This is a genomic window from Paracandidimonas lactea (assembly GCF_021653995.1).
Taxonomy (GTDB): Bacteria; Pseudomonadota; Gammaproteobacteria; order Burkholderiales; family Burkholderiaceae_B; genus Allopusillimonas; species Allopusillimonas lactea.
The window spans coordinates 357,222-376,729 of the sequence record NZ_JAJJOZ010000001.1; the positions used below are offsets into that span (position 1 = coordinate 357,222).

The window sequence follows — 19,508 nt, forward strand, 5'->3', positions numbered from 1 at the left end:
GGGCAATGCCTTGCTGTCGCGCGGCATGATGCCTCCCCCCCACCATGAAGTTCACCCCCCGCCCTGCGCCCACCGATCGCAACGACCTCTATGCCCTCAAGTCGCTGCTGCCTTACGTATGGCAATTCAAGTATCGGGTGTTGGCGGCGCTCGCCTGTCTGGTGGCGGCCAAGGTCGCCAGCGTCATCTTGCCGCTCTACCTGAAAGACGTAGTCGACGCCTTGAGTGTGCCTGCCACGATGCTGGCGCTGCCGCTGGCCGCGCTGGCCGGCTATGGCTTTGCGCGCCTTGCCACGAGTGTTTTCGGCGAATTGCGTGACGTGCTGTTTGCGCGGGTCACGCAGGGGGCGATACGCCGCATTGCTACCCGGCTGTTCGAGCATCTTTTTTCACTGTCGCTGCGTTTTCACATGCAGCGCCAAACGGGCGGCCTGAGCCGCGACATCGAGCGTGGCACAAAGGGCGTTGGCTTTCTGCTCAATTTCATGGTGTTCAATATCCTGCCCACCTTGCTGGAGATCGGCATGGTGGCCGGTATATTGCTGTGGCGCTACGACCTGCGTTTTGCGGTGGTCACGTTGGGCACTATCGCCGCCTACGTGCTCTTTACACTGCTGGTAACCGAGAAGCGCATGGTGTACCGGCGCAGCATGAACGAGCTTGACAGCAAGGCCAACAGCCGCGCCATTGATGCGCTGCTCAACTACGAGACGGTCAAGTATTTTGGCAACGAGGCCTACGAGGTGCGCCGTTACGACCGCAATCTGGGCAAATGGGCCGATTCGGCAGTGAAGAACCAGATTTCGCTCAATCTGCTGAACATGGGGCAGGGCGCAATCATCACCGTTGGTATCAGCTTGCTGCTATGGTTGTCGGCCGATGGCGTTGTGCGCGGCACGATGACGGTTGGCGATGTGGTGCTGGTGTCGGCGTATCTTACGCAACTGTATGCACCGCTGAATTTCCTGGGCTTTGTGTACCGCGAAATCAAGCACGCGCTGGCCGATATGGAGCGCATGTTCAGGCTGATGGACCAGTCGCGCGAAGTCGCTGACCGGCCCGACGCGCAGGCGCTGCGCACTGATCGCGCCGCAATCGTCTTCGATGGCGTTGATTTCGGCTACGAACCTACGCGGCAAATACTGCGTGGCGTATCGTTCTCGATACCAGCTGGCCATACGGTGGCGGTTGTCGGGGCGTCGGGTGCTGGAAAATCGACGTTGTCGCGGCTGTTGTTCCGGTTCTACGACGTGGATAGCGGCGCCGTGCGCATCAATGGCACCGATGTGCGCGACCTGACCCAGGCCAGCCTGCGCCAGCATATCGGCATTGTTCCGCAGGATACGGTGCTGTTCAATGACACCATTCAATACAACATTGCCTATGGCAACCCTGATGCGGGCGAGGAGGACATCGTGCGCGCGGCAAAGGCCGCCAGCATCCACGATTTCGTGCTGAGCCTGCCCGAGGGCTATCACACACAGGTAGGCGAGCGCGGCCTGAAGCTTTCGGGCGGCGAGAAGCAGCGCGTTGCCATTGCGCGGGCCATTCTCAAGAACCCACCAATCATGGTGTTCGATGAAGCCACCAGTGCGCTGGATACGCGCACCGAGCGGGCCATCCAGCAGGAACTGGAGCAGATTGCACGCGATCGCAGCACGCTCATTATTGCGCACCGATTGTCTACAATTGTGAATGCCGACCAGATCATTGTGCTCGATCATGGCCAGGTGCTGGAGCGCGGCACGCACGCCGAGCTGCTCGCCCGCGGCGGGCGTTATGCGCAGATGTGGCGGATGCAGCAGGCGCATGAAGAGGGGGTGGATGCCCCGGCGCAGGCGCAGGCGTGAAGGTCGCCAGGATGATGGAGGCTGCGGTTTTGCAGTGATAAAAAATTCAATTACAATACCGTGCCTTATAAAAGGCCGCCGCAGGCGGCCTTTTTCTCGGCCCGATGCCAAGGCGTTGCGACCAACCCCTCCGCATTTCTTTCCTTGAACATACAGTACCAAAATGGTACTATATGCGCATTGTAAAATTCACTGCCGGAGGCGGAGCACGTGCTGCGCATCAGCAAGATCATGGATTACGGCACGTTGGTGCTGACCCACATGGCGGGGGCGCCAACCGGCGTGTACAGCGCTGCGGATCTCGCAGCCACCCTGGGCTTGGGCCAGCCCACCGTCAGCAAAATCCTCAAGTTACTCGGCCAGCACGGCCTGGTGCGCGGCAGTCGCGGCGCGCGGGGCGGCTACACGCTCAGCCGCCCCGCGTCCCAGATCAGCATTGCCGATGTCATCGATGCCCTCGAAGAGCAGCCCTTTGGCCTGACCGAATGCACCGCCCAACCGGGCGCCTGTAGTGTCGAGGCGGGTTGCCACATCCGCAGTAATTGGCAGCGCATCAATGCCATTGTGCGGCGCACCCTCGAAGATGTGTCCATTGCCGACATGACGCCCCCGGGTGCAATACCGGGCGGCACCGCCGAGTTTTCCTTGAATTTCCGGCCGGGGTCCCGGCCAGCGGCGCCCGCGCCGCAATCCAAGTCCCGTGTGGCCGAAGCCACGACATGGAGCCTTCCCGAATGAATCCAAGCACAGCACCCGCAGTCGTTTCCGCGGCCGATCCGCTGGAGTCGTTTCTCGACCGAGAATACTCGGCCGGTTTCGTCACCGAGATCGAATCGATCACCATACCCAAAGGGCTGAACGAAGACACCATCCGTCTGTTGTCGTCCAAGAAGGGCGAGCCCGAATGGATGCTCGAATGGCGCCTGGCGGCCTATCGCCACTGGCTCACCATGAAGCAGCCCGAGTGGGCACAGGTGCACTTCCCGCCGGTCGACTTCCAGGACATCAGCTATTATTCGGCACCCAAGAGCAAGGCCGATGGCCCCAAAAGCCTGGACGAGGTCGATCCTGAGTTGCTGCGCACCTACGAAAAGCTGGGCGTGCCGCTGCACGAGCGTGCGCGGCTGGCTGGTGTGGCGGTGGATGCGGTATTTGATTCGGTGTCGGTGGCCACAACCTTCCGCAAGCAACTGGCTGAAGTCGGTGTGATCTTCTGTTCCTTCAGTGAAGCGGTCAAGGAGCACCCTGAGCTGGTGCAGAAATACCTGGGCACCGTCGTCCCTACGGGCGACAACTTCTACGCGGCGCTGAACTCCGCGGTGTTTTCCGACGGTTCCTTCGTGTTCATCCCCAAGGGCGTGCGCTGCCCCATGGAGCTGTCCACCTACTTCCGCATCAACGCATCTGAAACCGGCCAGTTCGAGCGCACCCTCATCATCGCCGAAGAGGGCGCGTCTGTCAGTTACCTGGAAGGCTGTACGGCGCCCATGCGCGACGAAAACCAGCTTCATGCCGCGGTGGTAGAGCTGGTTGCGCTGGACGACGCCAAGATCAAATACTCCACCGTGCAAAACTGGTATCCGGGCGACAAGGACGGGGTGGGCGGTATCTACAATTTCGTCACCAAGCGCGGCGATTGCCGCGGCCCGCGTTCGCATATTTCCTGGACGCAGGTGGAAACCGGTTCGGCCATCACCTGGAAGTACCCCAGCGTGATCCTGCGCGGCGACGATTCCGTGGGTGAGTTCTATTCTGTGGCGCTCAGCAATCACCGCCAGCAGGCCGACACGGGCACCAAGATGATCCACATGGGCCGCAACACGCGCAGCACCATTATTTCAAAAGGGATCTCGGCCGGCCATGGCAGCAACACCTATCGCGGGCTGGTGCGCATCACCCCCAAGGCCGAAAATGCGCGCAACTATACGCAGTGCGATTCGCTGCTGATCGGCAAAACCTGTGCCGCGCACACCTTTCCCACGATGGAAGTGCAGAACCCCTCGGCCAGTGTCGAACACGAAGCCACTACTTCGCGCATCGGCGAAGATCAGCTTTTTTATGCCATGCAGCGTGGTGTATCGGCCGAAGACGCGGTCTCGATGATCGTAAATGGCTTCTGCAAAGAAGTATTCAAGGAATTGCCCATGGAGTTTGCGGTCGAAGCACAGAATCTGCTCGGCGTCAGCCTCGAAGGCAGCGTAGGTTAAGGAGAATTACACACATGCTGAGCATCAAAGATCTGCACGCCTCGATCGAAGAAAAGTCGATCCTGCGCGGTTTGAACCTCGACGTCAAAGCGGGTGAGGTGCACGCCATCATGGGCCCCAACGGCGCTGGCAAGAGTACGCTGTCGCAAGTACTGGCGGGTCGCGAAAACTACGCAGTCACCAAAGGGTCGGTCGAATTCCTTGGCAAAAACCTGCTTGACATGCCTATTGAAGAGCGGGCACGCGCAGGCCTTTTCCTGGCATTCCAGTACCCGATCGAAATCCCGGGTGTATCCAACGCCTACTTCCTGCGCACCGCTGTCAACGCCGGGCGCCGCCACCGCGGCGAGCCCGAGCTGGACGCGATGGACTTCATCAAGCTGGCCAAGGCCGAAATGAAGAACGTCGGCATGCGGGAAGAGTTCCTCTACCGCTCCGTGAACGAAGGGTTCTCGGGCGGCGAGAAGAAGCGCAATGAAATTCTGCAGATGTCGCTGCTGCAGCCCAAGCTGGCCATCCTCGACGAAACTGATTCGGGGCTGGACATCGATGCGCTCAAGACGGTGGCTAATGGTGTGAACCGCATGCGTTCGCCCGACCGCGCCATGATCGTCATTACCCACTATCAGCGTCTGCTCGACTACATCGTGCCTGACTATGTGCACGTGCTTGCGGGCGGGCGCATCGTGCGCTCCGGCGGGCGTGAGCTGGCGTTGGAGCTCGAGGAGCAGGGCTATGGCTGGGTAGAAGACAAGCCAGCCGGCAAAGGGGCGGCCGCATGAGTACGCTTGCCCCCTGGATTGACAGCTACGCGGCGCGCCAGCGGGCCGCGGGCGCCACGGCGCCGGCGTGGCTTGCCACGCTGCGTGCGCAGTCGCTGGCGCGTTTCGCCGATGAAGGCTGGCCCGCAAGCAATCTGGAAGCCTGGCGTCATACCTCGCTGGCGGTGCTGGCGGGGCAGGCCTTTGCGCTACCCGAGCAAAGCGCGGCGGCCACTGTACCAACGCCGTGGTCTGATGCCGATGATGGACACTGGATGGTGTTTGTTGATGGCGCCTACGCACCCGCATTGTCGCGCATCGGCACCCTGCCGGGCGGCGTGCGCCTGCAGCCGCTGTCACAGGCTCTGGCCGAAGCCCCCGATACCATTGAGGCGGCGTTTGGGGATGCCGCCGCGGGTTTCAGCAGCGAGGCGCTGAACACGGCGCTCGCGGCCGACGGCGCGGTGCTGCGCCTGGCGCAGGGTGCGGTGCTCGAAGAAACCCTGCACTTGGTGTTCATCGCGGCCACCCCTGGCGCGGCCAGCTTCGCGCGCAACCTGGTGCTGGCCGAGGCGGGCGCGCAGGCGACCATCCTCGAACACTATATGGGGCACGGCAGCCAGGCCAGCCTTACCAATACTGTCACGCGCCTGAGGCTTGACGCTGACGCTCACGTCACGCACCTGAAGCTGCAGAACGAAGACCTGGCGGCTTTCCACTTGGGGGCCGTAGATGTCTCGCAAGGTCGAGGCTCGGTATTCAACTCGCATTCCATGTCTTTTGGCGCGCGTCTGGCCCGCCATGATATCCACACTGATTTCGCCAGCCCTGGCGCCGAGGCTTTGCTCAATGGCCTGTATTACGTCAACGGCAAGCGTCATGTCGATCACCACACGTTCATCCGGCACAGCCAGCCGCATTGCGTGAGCCGGGAGTTCTACCGCGGCGTGCTCGACGACACCGCACGCGGGGTATTCGGCGGCCGCATCTATGTGGCGCCGGGCGCCGACAAGACCGACGCCATACAGCGTTCCGACAGCCTGCTGCTATCGCGGCTGGCCAAGGCCGATGCGCGCCCCGAGCTCGAAATCTACGCCGATGATGTCAAGTGCGCACACGGCGCGACCGTTGGCCAGTTGGATGAAACCAGCTTGTTTTACCTGCGTTCACGCGGATTGGACGAAGCGCATGCACGGCATGTGCTGACCTACGCATTTGCGGCTGAAGCCATTTCCCGTATCGGGGCCGATGCCTTGCGCAATCGCATCATCGGCGCCATCCGCGCCTTGGCGCCCGCCGAGCTGGGAGACCTGTCATGAACGCACCGTTGATTGCAAGCATGGAAACAGCCTTGCTGGATCGCGCTGGCGATTTTCCCATCTTGGTACATCCCGTGAAGGGCCGGCGTCTGGCCTATCTGGACAACGGCGCCACGACGCAGAAGCCCGCCGCCGTGATCGATGCCGAGCGTAGCTACTACGAACGCTCAAACGCCAATATTCACCGCGGCGTGCACTGGCTGTCCCAGCACGCCACTGATCTGTACGAGCAGGGCCGCGAGAGCGTCCGCCGGCTGCTCAACGCAGCGCGTGCCGAGGAGATCGTCTTCACCCGCGGCACCACAGAAGGCATCAACCTGGTGGCGGCAAGCTGGGGCCGTGCCAACCTGAAGGCGGGCGACGAGATCCTGATCACGGGTATGGAGCACCACTCCAACATCGTGCCCTGGCAGTTGCTGTGCGAGCAGACCGGTGCCGTGCTCAAGGTGGCTTCAGTCACCGACAGCGGTGAGCTGGATCTGGATTCCTTCAAAGCACAGGTGTCCTCGCGCACCCGGCTGGTAGGTGTGGCGCATGTATCCAATGCACTGGGCACCATCAACCCGGTGGCCGACGTCGTTGCGCTGGCCCATGCCGTTGGCGCGCGCGTACTGATCGACGGTGCGCAGGCGGTAGCCCACCAGGCGGTGGACGTGCAAGCGCTCGATTGTGACTTCTATGTCTTTTCCGGGCATAAGCTCTATGGCCCCACAGGCATTGGTGCGCTGTACACGCGCTACGATATCCTGAAAGATATGCCTCCCTGGCAAGGAGGGGGGGACATGATCTACACCGTCAGTTTCGAGCGCAGCACCTATGCAGACGTGCCCCAGCGTTTCGAGGCCGGCACGCCTAATATCGCAGGCGTGGTGGGGCTGGATGCCGCCATCCGTTATGTCGAAGAGGTGGGGCTGGACGTGATCGCCGCGCACGAACAGGCTTTGCTCGATCAGGCCATGCAGGCGCTGCAGGCGCTGCCGGGTTTGCGTGTGGTGGGTACGGCGCCGCAAAAGGCGGGCATACTGTCTTTCGTGGTCGATGGCATCCATCCGCACGATCTGGGCACCATCCTCGATACCGAAGGCGTAGCCATACGTGCCGGGCATCACTGTGCCATGCCGCTGATGACACGCTTTGGCATCCCAGGCACGGCGCGCGCCTCGTTTGCGCTGTACAACACGCCTCTGGACGTGCAGGCCCTTGAATCGGCGCTGCGCAAGGCCCTGAAACTGTTTGGAATAGGCCAATGACCGGCAACAGTGATCTGCGCGAGCTTTACCAGGAAGTCATCTTCGACCACAACCGAAACCCGCGCAATTTTGGCGCGCTGGAAGACGCCAGCCATCGTGCCGATGGCCACAATCCGTTGTGTGGTGACCAACTTACCGTCTATGTGCGCGTTGAAGGCGATGTGGTGCAGGCGGTCAGCTTCATCGGTCATGGCTGCGCTATCTCGACCGCCTCAGCATCACTGATGACAGAAGCCGTCAAAGGGATGAAGCTGCAAGAGGTTGAGGCGCTGTTCAACGACATGCATGCCATGCTCACAGAATCCCAGCCCGAGGGGCGCGATTTCGGCAAGCTGGAAGTACTGTCGGGGGTGCGCGAGTTTCCCGCCCGGGTGAAATGCGCGACGCTGGCATGGCACACCCTGCACAACGCCATCAACATGGCACGTGAAATCGCGCGTACCGAGTAAACACGCAAGAGAAATACATGAGCTACACACGCCAAGATGTCATCGTCAGCCGGGACTGCCCGGCGGTCACGGTGCCCTATGGGTCGCCCGTCACCATCGAGAAGGGATGCGAAGCTACCATCACCCAGCAGTTGGGTGGCACCTTTACGGTATTGGTGCAGGGTAATCTGTACCGCGTCGAAGGCGTGGATGGCGACGCCCTGGGCTTCGAACCCATCGAGCCGACTGTTCACGTCCATGAAGGCCCCATCACTGCGCAGGTCATCGAGGATGCGGCCTGGAGCATGCTGGCTACCTGCTATGACCCGGAGATCCCTGTCGATATCGTTGCGCTGGGGCTGGTCTACAGTTGCAAGGTGACGCCGCTGGCCGAAGAGCGCTACCGCGTCGAAGTCGAAATGACCTTGACTGCGCCCGGCTGTGGCATGGGGACCATGATCGCGGACGAAGCGCGGGACAAGCTGCTGACCATCCACGGTGTAGACGAGGCCAAGGTAGACTTGGTCTGGGATCCTCCATGGAGCCGCGAAATGATCAGCGAGCCAGCCCGGTTGCAACTGGGGCTGCTCTAGCGCCGGTTCGCGGCGGCGCCCCGCAAGCGCGGAGGCCGCCGGACCTGCGATCAGGCGCGTGCTTCGGGGGCTTTCTGGGTGGTGATGCTGGGCAGGCCCAGCGTGGCGCCGCGCGAAACGGCTGCGTATACAGCGGCGTTCCGATTATGCACATCCAATCGCTGGTATAGGGTTTCGGTATGTGCCTTGGCCGTTGCCACCGAAATATTCAGGTAACGACCCACCGTCTTCATTGGGTAACCCCGAGCCAGCAATACCAGCACCTCGTACTGGCGCGGCGTCAGTCCGAGCATTTCACACTCGGGGTGCGCGTTGCCGTTGAAGCGGCGGGGCTTGTCGGGCTCCGGTACCGGCCACGGGCCATTGGCCGGCGTGATACTGGGCAGCGAGGCCTGCTGCGGCAACTGAACATGCGTACCGTTGGTGTTGCCAGGCATGGGGAAGCACGTGCCACCGGCCAGCACCAGGCGCACAGACGCCTGCAGCACTTCGGGCGACGCATGCTTGGGCACATATCCCGTGACGATGGGCGGGAGGCTCTGCGGTGAATAGGGCAAGTCCGGCGTGTCGGACATGAGCAAGACCGCCTTGGGCGAATATGCCGTGCGGGCTGCGTTGACGAGCCGGTGTACGTCGCCGAAGTCGGCCACCGACAGGAGAATCAGATCGCACTCGGATTCGGCGGTCGGCTCGCGTGAAAGATCGGAGTAATCAGCGCCCCGCAACATACAGTTGGGAGTGATATCCGTGAGCAACTGCAAAAGGCCCAGCCGTAGCAAGGGGTGCGGTTCAATGACAAGAATGGTTGACATGCTCTTTTCCCTGTGTTGTCCGCCTTTGGTACCGCGCCCGGAGGGTAAGCTCCGGCCGTTGTCCGGCGAAACTTGATAGATAGCCGGTATTGCTGGCTACTTTATTGGCTTCTCGGTGCTGTACAGACCAATATTATTGGTCAACCTAACCATTTGCAAGAAAATGTGGTTGTAGATGAGTGACTTGCGACAGTTGTTTCAGTATTTAATAATTTGATTCGGGTTATCCCGGGCATTCAAAATGATATTTCCGTTCCGGCGCGCCCGCCTCTCTCAGGAATAGCTCGACGAAGCAATTATTTTCAGGTGCCCGTGTTACGGACATGCGTCCAAGTGCCGTGGGGACGCCTGCTTCCAACCTGATCGTGCCGCCCTGGCTCATCATCGCGCGCCCGGTGGCACCGATGTTCACGGTTTGCACCAGGTAGCGTAAGGTGCGGCCCCGGTCGCTTTCGACATAAGGTACGATCATGGACGGTTGAGTCTGGGTCATCTGCTCCAGCCAGACCTGGATATCGGCGTCTCCGTTCATCATGTGTCTCCTCTGATTCTTCGGTCTGGTCGAGGCCGGACGGGCCCGGCCCGCCCGACCCCGGCTTGCTGCCAGGTACGTCGAGTTAGTGTTGCTTTATGTATGCATCGTTGCGATAGCCGACCTGTGTGACAGTCGCCATGTGGCCGCTGCCGGATTGAAGTACGACTGCGTCGTTCTTCGCACCGACCTGGTTGATGGTGGCCGTCAGACCGCGACCGTCTTGGCGGATGTAACCGTCATTGAACCAACCGCGCTGGTTGATGTTGGCTACGTTCATGATGTGATCGTCGCCTTTCTGGTCAATTACAGCAAGGTTTTTGACGCCGGCTTGTGTAATGGCCGCCGAGAGCATATCGCCCATCTGGTCAACTGCGGCGCTGTTGCCCCAACCCGCGGTCTGGTTGATGGTTGCGGTCAGGTTGATGCCCATGTGGTGGCCCCAGTGATGGCCGCCGTCCGGGCGTTGCCTGATCGTTGCATCACCGCCATAGCCAGCTTGGTAAATGGTTGCGCTGGCGTTTGCGACACGGTTCTGCTCGATCACTGCATCGTTGCGGCTGCCGCTGGCGTCGATGCGGGCGGTGGTGTTCCAGTTGCGCGACTGCGTAATCGTACCGTCGTTGTAGTCGCCGGTCGACCCAACATAGGCCGTCGTGTTGTAGTTGTGATCTTGTTCGATCACGGCCTGGTTGTAATCACCATTCTGGTACACCGTTGCCTGATTGACAGCGGACGCTGGTGCGCCGTAAGCGATTGCGATGCCCAGGGCGGCTGCAGTCAAAGTGTATTTCATCATAGTTCTCCTCAAATTAAAGACCTGGCACTACTGAAACAAGCGAGCCCGACGGTCTTTGAATCGCGCTCTCCCGACACTTGCATGGCTGTCCTGGTTTCTGTCTGCGCTCAGAGAGGCTTGGGTGGTTCAGCAGGGCTGACCGGGTTGGTTTGGGCACCTTGTTCATTGCTGGACGCTTCACTTGCCGCGGCGGCACTTTCCACCGTGCCCTGTACAGGTTTTGCATCGCTGGGCAGCGCGTAGTTGGTGCTGTCGCGCAGGTAGCGCTGAACAATGGGTGAGTACCAGTCGCTCTGGTTTTTGAGGTTCCAGGTGCCTTCCTTGATGCCTTGCACCGTCAGGTGCAGGACGGCTGCTTCGATCGCCTCCTTGACGCACAGCTGCGTAGGCTCGTTGCTGGTGATACCGGCCTCAATTTCCAGCAGATCGCGATAGTTCACGAACTTGTAGACGCTGGGATGCAGTTCGTACGAATAGATCGTCTTGGTGGTTGAGACGGTATGCAGGATGCGCCCTGTTCGGATATCCACGCTGCGCAAGCTCACGGTGACCTGATCCATGCGGTACTCGGTTGACAGGCCAATGCCTAGGAAACGGGCGCCTGCGCCGCCGGTGCGTACATTGCTTTCGTAGGCCACAATGCCGCCGTCGATGAGTATCGTGGCCGGCATCAGAGCGGGGATCTGGAGGGGCTGGGCCTGTTCGTTTTGCGAGCCATCCAGCGCGCGCACAATCCGGCGCTCGGTCAGCAGTTCCTGCAGGCTTTCACGCTCCACGGGCGTGTACCAGCCGGAGTCCTTGAGCGCTTTGACCAGCATGGAAGCGGCGCCCTGTGTCACAGAGGTTGAGAATGAGCTGTCCGGAGACGGTTTGTACTGGCCGGTCTGATCACGAAATCCGTAGACGGCCGTGACAATCTTGCCCGCTGGCGGGGGCATCTTCAGCAGATCGCGCGTGGACGGTGTGGCAGGGGTCAGCTTTGCGGAGCCGTTGACCTCGGCCGGGTGGTTGGGGATTGCACATGCGGTGAGTGTCAGGGCCAGTGCTGCCATCAAGGGCAGGCGTGCGTAGCGTGCAAGCGTACGCTTGTTATTAGTATGGGTAGTTTTCATTGCAGGATCCCCGTCCCTGTTTGTGTCGTCACCTGGGCGCCCGTCACCTTGTCTGTCGTGGTGATCTCCATATAGGTGCCCATGTCTTTCACGGTGATGATGTAATTGATGGTTTCCAGCGTGCCGGGGACGAACTTGCCGTCAGGACCAATGATTCTGGACGAGGCGGCCGATGCCATCTGGGCCAGGATGGAACGCTCCAGCGTCTCGTTGAAGATTTCCAGCGGCGTTTTCTGTTCGATGCCCAACCCGTCCGCGCCTACATCGGGCGGCTCGTGGTGGCTGGTAATCTGCGCCTGATTCAGCAAAATCGAGCCATTCAGCGGGTTGCCGCCGAACGATGGATTGCGAGGGTGATAGATCAGCTCTGAGGCGCTGGCCGATCCGGCCAGCAGTCCCGTGGCGAGCAGTACTGCATGCAGCGCTTGTTTTTTGTGCCTGATCATGATGTCTTCTCCTTGTTACAACTCTTCCGGCCCGAGATCCGGAGACCGATTCAACAACTGAGCCATCAACTTATTGGTGATGTTCTGGTTGACGATTTCCACTGCCCGTGTGCTGATCTTCCGGGTAGCCGCCCGGGCAGGCGGCAGAAAGGCATGCAGCATGGCCTGGTTGCGGTACAGCACCCAGATTTCGCTGCCATAGCGGGCAGTGGGGCGCTCGCGTACCACGATCGTGACCGCGTTGCTCAGTTCTCTCTGACGCCAGGCCTGGGCAAAGTACTGGTAGAACTCGTTACCCTGCACGGTGACCGTGCGGTTCACCACAATGCCCGCAAGCGGATCCTCGAATATCTTGCGGACGTCTTTTTCCTTGTCGGTTTCCAGCTTCGGCTCCGGCAGCGGGTTCTGCTTGCCTGCCAGATCCTGGCCTTGCACAACGGGACTGCAAAGCAGGGCCAGCACAGCGATGCAGAGGCCGGTATGTCGCCAGGTCCAGCCTGCCTGGTGTTGGCTCATTCGGTAATTGCGTGGGTTGCTGGGCCTCATCACCATCTCCGAAATGCGAATTGCTACGGTTAGACAAAAAAATGCGTCGATCAGTAACAAGTGAAAAAGACTAAGACATCATGATAGGGAGGGGCGTTTATTCGGGCATGTGCCGTATTACTTACGCTGCGCCCCGTTACGTGGACTACGACTTTCGAGCAGCGGTCGTAGGACGTACGGCGTAAGCAATTACCCTTTCGTCTGTTATCGCCGCCCTGCGGCCTTGTGCGGGTCACGCCACACGCTGCTGCTCGAACACATTGCTGTTGCCCGCCGGCTGCATGCGCAACTGGTCGGTTTCCAGGAAGGCAATATCGCCTTCGCCGGAGTGGTAAATCACGGTGACTCGACTGTCCTGGACTTCATGCAACTGATTGGGGGACAGGTGGAAATGCAAGGCCCGCGTTTCTTCGTCCACTACGGCCGCAATATCCCGGTGCTGCAGCTTGTCCGCGAACCTTTTTCGATAGCGTCCCCACAGCACGACAACGGCGGCGCTTGTTGCGGCAATGGCGCTGAATACAGCGATCGCACCCGAGGACGGCAGCGCCGACGTCGTGCTTTCGCCGGTGGTCGCTGTCATGCCGGCAAAAGTCAGGTAGATGAGGCCGGCCCAGCCGAGCGCGGTCAGACAGGCATCGATGATGGCGCCCAACGGAGCGCGGGATGTCTTGATAATCATGTCAACTCCTTAATGCCGCGATCCGGACTGCTCCAGCGTGCGCGCCGGCGCCGGATTCTGAGCATGACTTTGGGGAAACTGCAGACGATGGTGACGAAGTTGATGAGCCAGAAGGCGAACGGGTACCAGATGATCCAATACAGGGCGCGCGCCAGATCCGGCTCATAGCGGCGGTCTATCGTGATGCTCACGAGGAACTGCATCAGACAGGCCAGGGCCAGCACCATGCCGGTGAACGACGACGGCACGATGATGGATACTTGCAAGTGGGGCGGCAGCGCCACAGCATGCCCGGCCACCCACAGGACGATGGACAGCAGCAGCGCGTAGGCCCAAAGGACAGACAGAAAGTAGTCAACCATCAGCGGCCACAGGCGGCAGTAATTCCAGCGCCAGATGGTGGTGACGTTCTTGATGAAAACCTCGGCGCCGCCCTGCGCCCAGCGCATGCGCTGTTTCCACAGCCCACGCACGGTTTCGGGCATCAGAATCCAGCACAGTGCGCGAGGTTCGAAGAACACGGCCCAATGAGCGCGCTGCAGCTTCCAGGTGATATCGATGTCTTCGGTGATCATGTCCAGGTCCCAGTACCCGATCTGGTCGATCGCCTGGCGCCTGAAGGCCGTACAGACGCCCGACACAGTGAATATCTGTCCGTAGACACGTTGGGTGCGCTTGATCAGTCCGATGATGGATGAGAACTCACCGACCTGTACGCGACCAATCAGGGTGGAGCGCGTGCGGATGCGCGGATTGCCCGTTACTGCCGCGACACGTGGGTGATCGACCAACGGTGCGATCAGATAGTTCACAGCATCGGGCGCCAAGGTTGCATCGCCGTCTATGCAAACCAGGTAATCGCTGCGGGCTGCCATTGCACCCATGCGCAGGGCCATCGCCTTGCCCTGGTTGCGGGCCAGGTGGATCACGCGCAGGCGCGGGTCGCGGGTGGTCAACCGGTCGAACAGCTGCGCCGTTTCGTCGCTCGATCCATCGTTGACCGCGATCACTTCGATGTTGCGGTAATCCTGTCCCAGTGCCGCCATAATGGTCTCTTCGGCATGGCGCGCTTCGTTGTAGCACGGGATCACAATGGTCACCAAGGGGTTGCCCTTGAGCTCGGGCGGCCGGTAGGGGCGCCAGTTCCATTTGCGTTCCCAATGCGCCCAGAAATACAGTCCACCCGCCATCCAGATCACCGACATGAACAAGGGGTAGATGAAGACGAAGGCCAGCAGCAGCTCGCTGGTGAGCGAGAGCGTCAGTCCGAACGGTGCGCCGAGCACGAAGCACAGCACAAGAAGGGCGATCAGTCGGTCTATCATTCTTGTGGGTACCAGCTGTTGGAAATGGCCGGCCGGATCACATCCAGACGGGGATGGTTCTCGACGAAGTCGTCGGGGTAGTAGCCCAGATTGCGCGCACCGCGCAGCTGCAGGCGTTTGAGCCAGCGCGCCATTACCGCCGAGTCAATGGCGCCGCGTTCCCGCCCCTTGGCGTTGGGTCGCCAGTCGCGCGCCTGAATCTCGAACACCGTGCGGTTCAATGCGCCGGGGCGGCTGGCCACGGCATCGACCAGGCGATCTAGCCATGCGTTTTCTTCCCCGGCGGGCACGTTTTCCATGTAGGGCATGGCCATCGGTGCGGTCCAGTCGTAGGCCGCCAGGAAATCGTCCAGATTCTGTGCAAACCACGCTTCGCTCTCGGGCTCGATGATCGGCATGGCGAATATATTGCGGGCAGTCTTGATCTGCGGCCCCCTGATCGCTTTGACGTGATTGGCCAGTTCCAGTGTCAGATCGGTCAGCGCCTTGCTCTTGAATCGCGTCCAGCGCTGCTGCATGGCGGGATCGGCGCGCAGGGCGGCTATGTTGTCAGGTAGGCCGGCGGCGCGATAGGCGGCCAGCGCCTGTGGCCCCACATCCTCGAAATCGGACAGCAGCGCATCATCGTGAAACAGAATGCCGTCGAACATGGCGTGACTGGACAGATCTTCGTAGATGTCGATGATCTGCTGGCGTGCACGGGGATCAAAGGGAGACAGGCGGCGGTACTGTTGTGCGTCCACATTTATCTGGCCGGTTGCGGGGTCCCAGCGCTGTACGCGCGCAAACGCCGGGTCCAGGTCAAAGCTGAGCACAGGCAGCCAGGCATATACCTTCACGCTCGCACGGCTCATCAACTGCCACGCCGCGCGGTTGAAGAGTTCGGACCGCATCGGCAAATGGCGGTTGGGAAAGTACAGCGCCTTGATCAGGCCGTCGCCTTCCGGATCGGCGAATGCCTGCAGAAACACATGCGTGATTCTCATGTCGGCGATGCGCTGCACCAGTTCGCCCAGGTTGCGCTCCATCTGCGCCGGGTCATCGTCGTAGACATAATCCAGATCCACATGCGCCACGCGCATGAGCGGGTGATTGCGCATATTGATGACGGCTGAGGCATATTCACGCAGCGGCGGGTCATTAGCCACCAGCATCCGCGGGGTATTCATCAACGTGTTCACTGTGCCGGCGCCGTCCTGCAGCGTCATGGCGATGTCGTAGCCATGGTCACCCACGATCTTCAATGCGGGTCCGGAGGCGGCGCCATACGGCCACACCCACACTCTCGGTTTGGTACCGGTGGCGCGCATGATCTTGCCGCTGATCATCCGGACATCTTGTTCGATGCGCGTACGGTAGTCCGCCTCGCTCTCGTACGACTTGAGGGCGATGTCGTAGCGGCGCGCCGCGGCAGCGGGCTCTTGGTTGCCTTGCGGGTTGGCGACGGCGCCGTGGTGCAAGTTGTCGGTATGGGCACCGATTTCGACCAGGCCCGAACGGACCATCTCGCGCACCTGCTGCCAGTACAGAAACTTGTCGCGAGGTGTAGGTGTGCCGCCGAAGTTCACGGACTGGTCACGGGGCGTATCCAGCCAATTGCCCACGGGCGCCAGCACAGCCGGCCAGCGATAGGCCTTCAACACCGGATACACACGGGTATAGAAGCTGCGATAACCATCATCGAAGGTCAGCAGGACCGCACGTTCGGGCAATGATTCACCGCCTCGCCTTGAGGCGAGTATCTGCTCCACGGATACGGGCTGATAGCCGTTGGCATATAGCCAGGCAAATTGTTCCTTCAAGTGATCAGTGGTAATGGCGACGAAGGTCTGGTCCGGGTTGCGGTCCACCACGTCGTGATAGGCCAGCGCCAGAAAGGAGTTCTCGGCCCACGGCTGTTCGGCCTCTATTGGCGCGCGCTCTGCGGGCGGCGTGAACAGAGGAATGTCGCGGGCGCAGGCCGACAGCAGCAGGACGAGGCCCAGTGCGCTGGTCAGCAGACGTAAGCAACGAAACAGGCGGGTGCGCATTCACGTTCTCCTAGAAGCGCAGATTCATGTCGAACATGATGCGTACCTCGCGTTCTCTAACGCCGTCGTAGGGACGCGAAATACCGACGACCGAAGCACCTACATCGAGTACCTGGTTGCTGCGATAGCGCAGCCCGTAGCCGATGGCGCCCACAGCGCCGCTGCTGAAGCCGCGCTGTGCATAAATGCCGGCGCCAATCATGAAACGCTGCTCCAGGCTAGTGTCATAGCGGCGGTAGAGCGTATGCGTGAATGCCAGGGCTGGAAGCACGAACAGGTCTGCACGTGGATTGAAGTAGGGGCCGCCTTCCTGCGAGTTGTGCGAACCGCTGAATTCGAGTTCAAGATCGGTTTGCAGGCGCGGGGAGGCGAACAGGCGCTCTCGGCCGTGCAGGCTGTATTCGACCCGGTTGTTCCCATCCGAGAAGTGCGAGGGTGCTAGCGCCAACTGCCAGGCACGGCCTTCGTTGGCGTGCCAGCCGATGCGAAACTCGGCGCGGTTGCTTGAAATGTTGGCCAGCAAGGCGCGCAATGGAGTGGCGCGGGAGCGAAACTCGGCGCTCGCGCCGATCTGCCAGTGATCGTTAAGGTCGACATCGACGCTTGCGCGAAAGCCAGTCTTCACGCCGTGGCCATAACTGTTCGCGGATGCATCGAGCTCCGCCTTCAGGTCGCGCCCCCGCCATTCCACGCCCCCACGCATCCAGCGGTAATGTGATTTGCCTTCCTCGAACTCGGCTTGTGCATAGCCGCCGCCTGCAAAACCGCGCCAATTCTGGTCGATCGGCGCGGTATAGACCACGGTATCGATGCCGGTATCGCCGCTGCCCGACACCGGGCTATCGGTGGCGATGTCGTGATTGGCGGTTACGCGCAGCTCGGCCTTGTTGTGCACTTCCCAGACCCGGGCCAAGCGCTGCACCTCCCCATTTTCGGGATTGCGTGCAGTAACGTCGGCCACCAGTAGTTCAGCTTGTCGGTATTCCCTCAATGCTATGGCGGTGTTGGCCTGATCCACTTCAAGCTGCACCGCGCGCGGTGTCATAGCTTCGGCCATCTTCAGTTCGCGCTCGGCGGCGCGCGGTTGCTCGCGCCCCAGCAGAATCATGGCCAGATCTCCGCGCAGCGTGCTGTTGTTGGGGGCGGTCTGAAGCAGTGTGCGAACACGCTGTTCAGCACCCTCTGCGTCCCGGGCGTAGTATTGGCCGACCGCTTGGGTATGCGCGGCATACAGGTACAGTTCGTTGGGCTGACTAGATGGCTGGCCCTTCAATCGCACCCATTTTGGCTGCTCGCTGACTGCTTGTTCAATGACATCGTCGGCTTCCTCGTAGCGCTCGCTCTCTTGCAGCGCGTAGTACAGGCCGGTCTGGGCGCTGACGCGTTCGTGGGCGCTCAGGGGGGGAGGAGATTCGTCGCTGAGCAGCAGTTGGTAGAGCGCGACAGCTTCTTCGGGGCGACGCACCGCCAGGTACGCATCGGCAACGTCGCCCAAGACGTGTCGGGGAATGGGTGTGCCCTCGGCGCGCATGGCTTCGTATCCGGCGACGACATCCTCGCGCCGGGCCCGTGCATGAAGTGCATGCAGGCGGTCGGCACGGGCACGGTTCAGTTCCGCCCGCGCCGGCTCCCCAAGCGCCTGCCATTCCGGTATGAGTTTGTCGTAGAGGGCCAGCGCCTGGTCGGCCAGTGCAAAGCGGTCCGACTCTCGCATGCTGGGCAGCACAGCCAGCCGGGTGAGCTCGGCCGCGCGATCAGCCCATATGACGCGCACTGTGGCGGCGTCGATGCTACCGGGGCTTACTCTGGCCTCTCGCAGCGCGGGGCCGGGCAGGCCGGCATCGCGCAGCGCGTGTATGTATTCGCGGGTAACGTAGCGTTTGCCCGGCGCGAGCGCAGCGGCGCGTGTTGTGTGCTGAAGCGCAGCGTCGGCGGTGTGCGCACCGCGTGCCGCATAAGCCTGTGCCAGCGCGATGTCTTCGCTTTCGGGCCATTGCCTCGCGGCCGCTTGCGCGGCGGCCAGCGCCTCATTCCCGCGTCCGGCATCAGCCAGCACTTTGATTTCACCTACGGCGAAGGCGGTGTGGCGGGGATAGAGTCGCCGGCCGTCCCGATAGAGCACAAGCGATTTATCCCATTGCCGGGTATCGCGATAAGCGGCGGCCACTGTGGCGAGCACGTCGGCCGGAGGATGGTTGGGCGTCGGCGTAAGCGCCTCGTACGCCGCAATGGTTTCAGCGGGGCGCCTGGCCCATGACGCGATCAGCGCGCGATCATAGGCGGCGCGCAAGTCGTGCGGGTATTGTTGGCTGTGCTCCCGAAGCATGGCGAGCGCGGGTTCGTATTCGCCATTGCGGGCCTGGATGATGAGCGCGTCATACTCATTGCGCGTCAGCGCATGTGCCGGTTGGCCCGCAGCGCCCAGCAATAGGCTCAACACACCCATCCATGGAGCTGCCGCCTTTATCATGGCCGTCTTCCCGGCGGTCCGGACGCGCGCCACGATGCGTTCGTACTCAGCGTTATGCGCATGCTCTTCCCCTGATTGGCCGCCGCGTATTGCCAATTGCCGCTGACTGTATCCGCTTGTTTGCGGCCTGCTTTGCGGCCGTCTCGCTGCCTCCCTGATGCAGCCGTTACGGTCAGTAAGCTTTCTAATGTCTAGATACAGACCTTGAGGTAATGTTAGAGATGGCTTGGCACTGCTACATGCGATGTTCGTCTTAAGCCTGCCGGGCTTGATGGCTTAGCGCGGATGGTATCGGCTATGTGGTCGAGGATAGGGAAGTAGCGAGGACGAGGCGGCCAAAGAGGGG

At 61.1% G+C, this 19,508-nt stretch carries 18 protein-coding genes; 8 read left to right on the top strand and 10 right to left on the bottom strand.

The genetic code is table 11. The annotated features are described in order from the left end of the window. Positions 1-44: 44 nt before the first annotated feature. From LOL23_RS01695 to sufT, 8 genes are all read left to right on the top strand, one after another. Positions 45-1,850, top strand: coding sequence for an ABCB family ABC transporter ATP-binding protein/permease (locus LOL23_RS01695; protein ID WP_237173077.1), 1,806 nt, complete (start codon positions 45-47; stop codon positions 1,848-1,850). A 210-nt stretch (positions 1,851-2,060) separates the two neighbouring features. Then, complete coding sequence (locus LOL23_RS01700) at positions 2,061-2,588, top strand: SUF system Fe-S cluster assembly regulator (protein WP_160976344.1); 528 nt, start codon at positions 2,061-2,063, stop codon at positions 2,586-2,588. Next, positions 2,585-4,057: a Fe-S cluster assembly protein SufB gene (sufB, locus tag LOL23_RS01705; RefSeq protein WP_160976346.1), complete on the top strand. Its 1,473-nt coding sequence runs from the start codon at positions 2,585-2,587 to the stop codon at positions 4,055-4,057. Before LOL23_RS01700 ends, sufB begins: the two co-directional genes overlap by 4 nt. Before the next feature lie 14 nt (positions 4,058-4,071). Then, complete coding sequence (gene sufC / locus LOL23_RS01710; protein WP_237173078.1) at positions 4,072-4,839, top strand: Fe-S cluster assembly ATPase SufC; 768 nt, start codon at positions 4,072-4,074, stop codon at positions 4,837-4,839. Continuing rightward, the gene (gene sufD, locus LOL23_RS01715) at positions 4,836-6,137 is read left to right on the top strand and encodes a Fe-S cluster assembly protein SufD (protein ID WP_237173079.1); all 1,302 of its coding nucleotides are present in this window, start codon (positions 4,836-4,838) and stop codon (positions 6,135-6,137) included. The genes sufC and sufD overlap by 4 nt, the downstream gene beginning before the upstream one ends. Then, positions 6,134-7,387, top strand: a complete 1,254-nt coding sequence (locus LOL23_RS01720) for an aminotransferase class V-fold PLP-dependent enzyme (RefSeq protein ID WP_160976352.1) — start codon at positions 6,134-6,136, stop codon at positions 7,385-7,387. The genes sufD and LOL23_RS01720 overlap by 4 nt, the downstream gene beginning before the upstream one ends. Then, positions 7,384-7,836: a Fe-S cluster assembly sulfur transfer protein SufU gene (gene sufU, locus LOL23_RS01725; RefSeq protein WP_160976354.1), complete on the top strand. Its 453-nt coding sequence runs from the start codon at positions 7,384-7,386 to the stop codon at positions 7,834-7,836. Before LOL23_RS01720 ends, sufU begins: the two co-directional genes overlap by 4 nt. A gap of 17 nt (positions 7,837-7,853) precedes the next feature. After that, a complete protein-coding gene (sufT, locus tag LOL23_RS01730; RefSeq protein ID WP_160976355.1) occupies positions 7,854-8,408 on the top strand; it encodes a putative Fe-S cluster assembly protein SufT in 555 nt (184 codons plus the stop codon). 50 nt (positions 8,409-8,458) lie between these two features. Here sufT and LOL23_RS01735 read toward each other — a convergent pair whose 3' ends face one another. From LOL23_RS01735 to pgaA, 10 genes are all read right to left on the bottom strand, one after another. Further along, positions 8,459-9,220: a response regulator transcription factor gene (locus LOL23_RS01735; RefSeq protein ID WP_160976357.1), complete on the bottom strand. Its 762-nt coding sequence runs from the start codon at positions 9,218-9,220 to the stop codon at positions 8,459-8,461. Between the two features lie 223 nt (positions 9,221-9,443). Further along, positions 9,444-9,755, bottom strand: coding sequence for a curli-like amyloid fiber formation chaperone CsgH (csgH, locus tag LOL23_RS01740; RefSeq protein WP_160976359.1), 312 nt, complete (start codon positions 9,753-9,755; stop codon positions 9,444-9,446). Positions 9,756-9,837: 82 nt separating this feature from the next. Then, complete coding sequence (locus LOL23_RS01745; protein WP_237173080.1) at positions 9,838-10,548, bottom strand: hypothetical protein; 711 nt, start codon at positions 10,546-10,548, stop codon at positions 9,838-9,840. A 110-nt stretch (positions 10,549-10,658) separates the two neighbouring features. Continuing rightward, positions 10,659-11,663 (bottom strand): CsgG/HfaB family protein, encoded by a 1,005-nt coding sequence (locus LOL23_RS01750; protein WP_160976363.1) that lies wholly within the window; start codon positions 11,661-11,663, stop codon positions 10,659-10,661. Further along, complete coding sequence (locus LOL23_RS01755; protein WP_160976365.1) at positions 11,660-12,109, bottom strand: curli assembly protein CsgF; 450 nt, start codon at positions 12,107-12,109, stop codon at positions 11,660-11,662. Before LOL23_RS01755 ends, LOL23_RS01750 begins: the two co-directional genes overlap by 4 nt. Positions 12,110-12,124: 15 nt before the next feature. Further along, positions 12,125-12,655, bottom strand: a complete 531-nt coding sequence (locus tag LOL23_RS01760; protein WP_160976367.1) for a curli production assembly/transport protein CsgE — start codon at positions 12,653-12,655, stop codon at positions 12,125-12,127. 232 nt (positions 12,656-12,887) lie between these two features. Beyond that, on the bottom strand, positions 12,888-13,337 hold the full coding sequence (gene pgaD / locus LOL23_RS01765) for a poly-beta-1,6-N-acetyl-D-glucosamine biosynthesis protein PgaD (RefSeq protein ID WP_160976369.1): 450 nt from the start codon (positions 13,335-13,337) through the stop codon (positions 12,888-12,890). Next, the gene (gene pgaC / locus LOL23_RS01770) at positions 13,334-14,662 is read right to left on the bottom strand and encodes a poly-beta-1,6-N-acetyl-D-glucosamine synthase (RefSeq protein ID WP_160976371.1); all 1,329 of its coding nucleotides are present in this window, start codon (positions 14,660-14,662) and stop codon (positions 13,334-13,336) included. The genes pgaD and pgaC overlap by 4 nt, the downstream gene beginning before the upstream one ends. Then, on the bottom strand, positions 14,659-16,692 hold the full coding sequence (pgaB, locus tag LOL23_RS01775) for a poly-beta-1,6-N-acetyl-D-glucosamine N-deacetylase PgaB (protein ID WP_237173081.1): 2,034 nt from the start codon (positions 16,690-16,692) through the stop codon (positions 14,659-14,661). The genes pgaC and pgaB overlap by 4 nt, the downstream gene beginning before the upstream one ends. A gap of 10 nt (positions 16,693-16,702) precedes the next feature. Further along, positions 16,703-19,162, bottom strand: a complete 2,460-nt coding sequence (gene pgaA / locus LOL23_RS01780; protein ID WP_237173082.1) for a poly-beta-1,6 N-acetyl-D-glucosamine export porin PgaA — start codon at positions 19,160-19,162, stop codon at positions 16,703-16,705. Positions 19,163-19,508 lie beyond the last annotated feature (346 nt).

Excerpts from the sequence above, each read along its gene's own strand:
- sufU (WP_160976354.1), top strand. The coding sequence starts at position 7,384 with ATGACCGGCAACAGTGATCTGCGCGAGCTTTACCAGGAAGTCATCTTC.
- pgaB (WP_237173081.1), bottom strand. The coding sequence starts at position 16,692 with ATGCGCACCCGCCTGTTTCGTTGCTTACGTCTGCTGACCAGCGCACTG.
- pgaC (WP_160976371.1), bottom strand. The coding sequence starts at position 14,662 with ATGATAGACCGACTGATCGCCCTTCTTGTGCTGTGCTTCGTGCTCGGC.
- csgH (WP_160976359.1), bottom strand. The coding sequence starts at position 9,755 with ATGATGAACGGAGACGCCGATATCCAGGTCTGGCTGGAGCAGATGACC.
- LOL23_RS01745 (WP_237173080.1), bottom strand. The coding sequence starts at position 10,548 with ATGAAATACACTTTGACTGCAGCCGCCCTGGGCATCGCAATCGCTTAC.
- sufB (WP_160976346.1), top strand. The coding sequence starts at position 2,585 with ATGAATCCAAGCACAGCACCCGCAGTCGTTTCCGCGGCCGATCCGCTG.
- sufT (WP_160976355.1), top strand. The coding sequence starts at position 7,854 with ATGAGCTACACACGCCAAGATGTCATCGTCAGCCGGGACTGCCCGGCG.
- LOL23_RS01735 (WP_160976357.1), bottom strand. The coding sequence starts at position 9,220 with ATGTCAACCATTCTTGTCATTGAACCGCACCCCTTGCTACGGCTGGGC.
- LOL23_RS01760 (WP_160976367.1), bottom strand. The coding sequence starts at position 12,655 with ATGAGGCCCAGCAACCCACGCAATTACCGAATGAGCCAACACCAGGCA.
- LOL23_RS01750 (WP_160976363.1), bottom strand. The coding sequence starts at position 11,663 with ATGAAAACTACCCATACTAATAACAAGCGTACGCTTGCACGCTACGCA.
- LOL23_RS01755 (WP_160976365.1), bottom strand. The coding sequence starts at position 12,109 with ATGATCAGGCACAAAAAACAAGCGCTGCATGCAGTACTGCTCGCCACG.
- sufD (WP_237173079.1), top strand. The coding sequence starts at position 4,836 with ATGAGTACGCTTGCCCCCTGGATTGACAGCTACGCGGCGCGCCAGCGG.
- sufC (WP_237173078.1), top strand. The coding sequence starts at position 4,072 with ATGCTGAGCATCAAAGATCTGCACGCCTCGATCGAAGAAAAGTCGATC.
- LOL23_RS01695 (WP_237173077.1), top strand. The coding sequence starts at position 45 with ATGAAGTTCACCCCCCGCCCTGCGCCCACCGATCGCAACGACCTCTAT.
- pgaA (WP_237173082.1), bottom strand. The coding sequence starts at position 19,162 with ATGATAAAGGCGGCAGCTCCATGGATGGGTGTGTTGAGCCTATTGCTG.
- LOL23_RS01720 (WP_160976352.1), top strand. The coding sequence starts at position 6,134 with ATGAACGCACCGTTGATTGCAAGCATGGAAACAGCCTTGCTGGATCGC.
- pgaD (WP_160976369.1), bottom strand. The coding sequence starts at position 13,337 with ATGATTATCAAGACATCCCGCGCTCCGTTGGGCGCCATCATCGATGCC.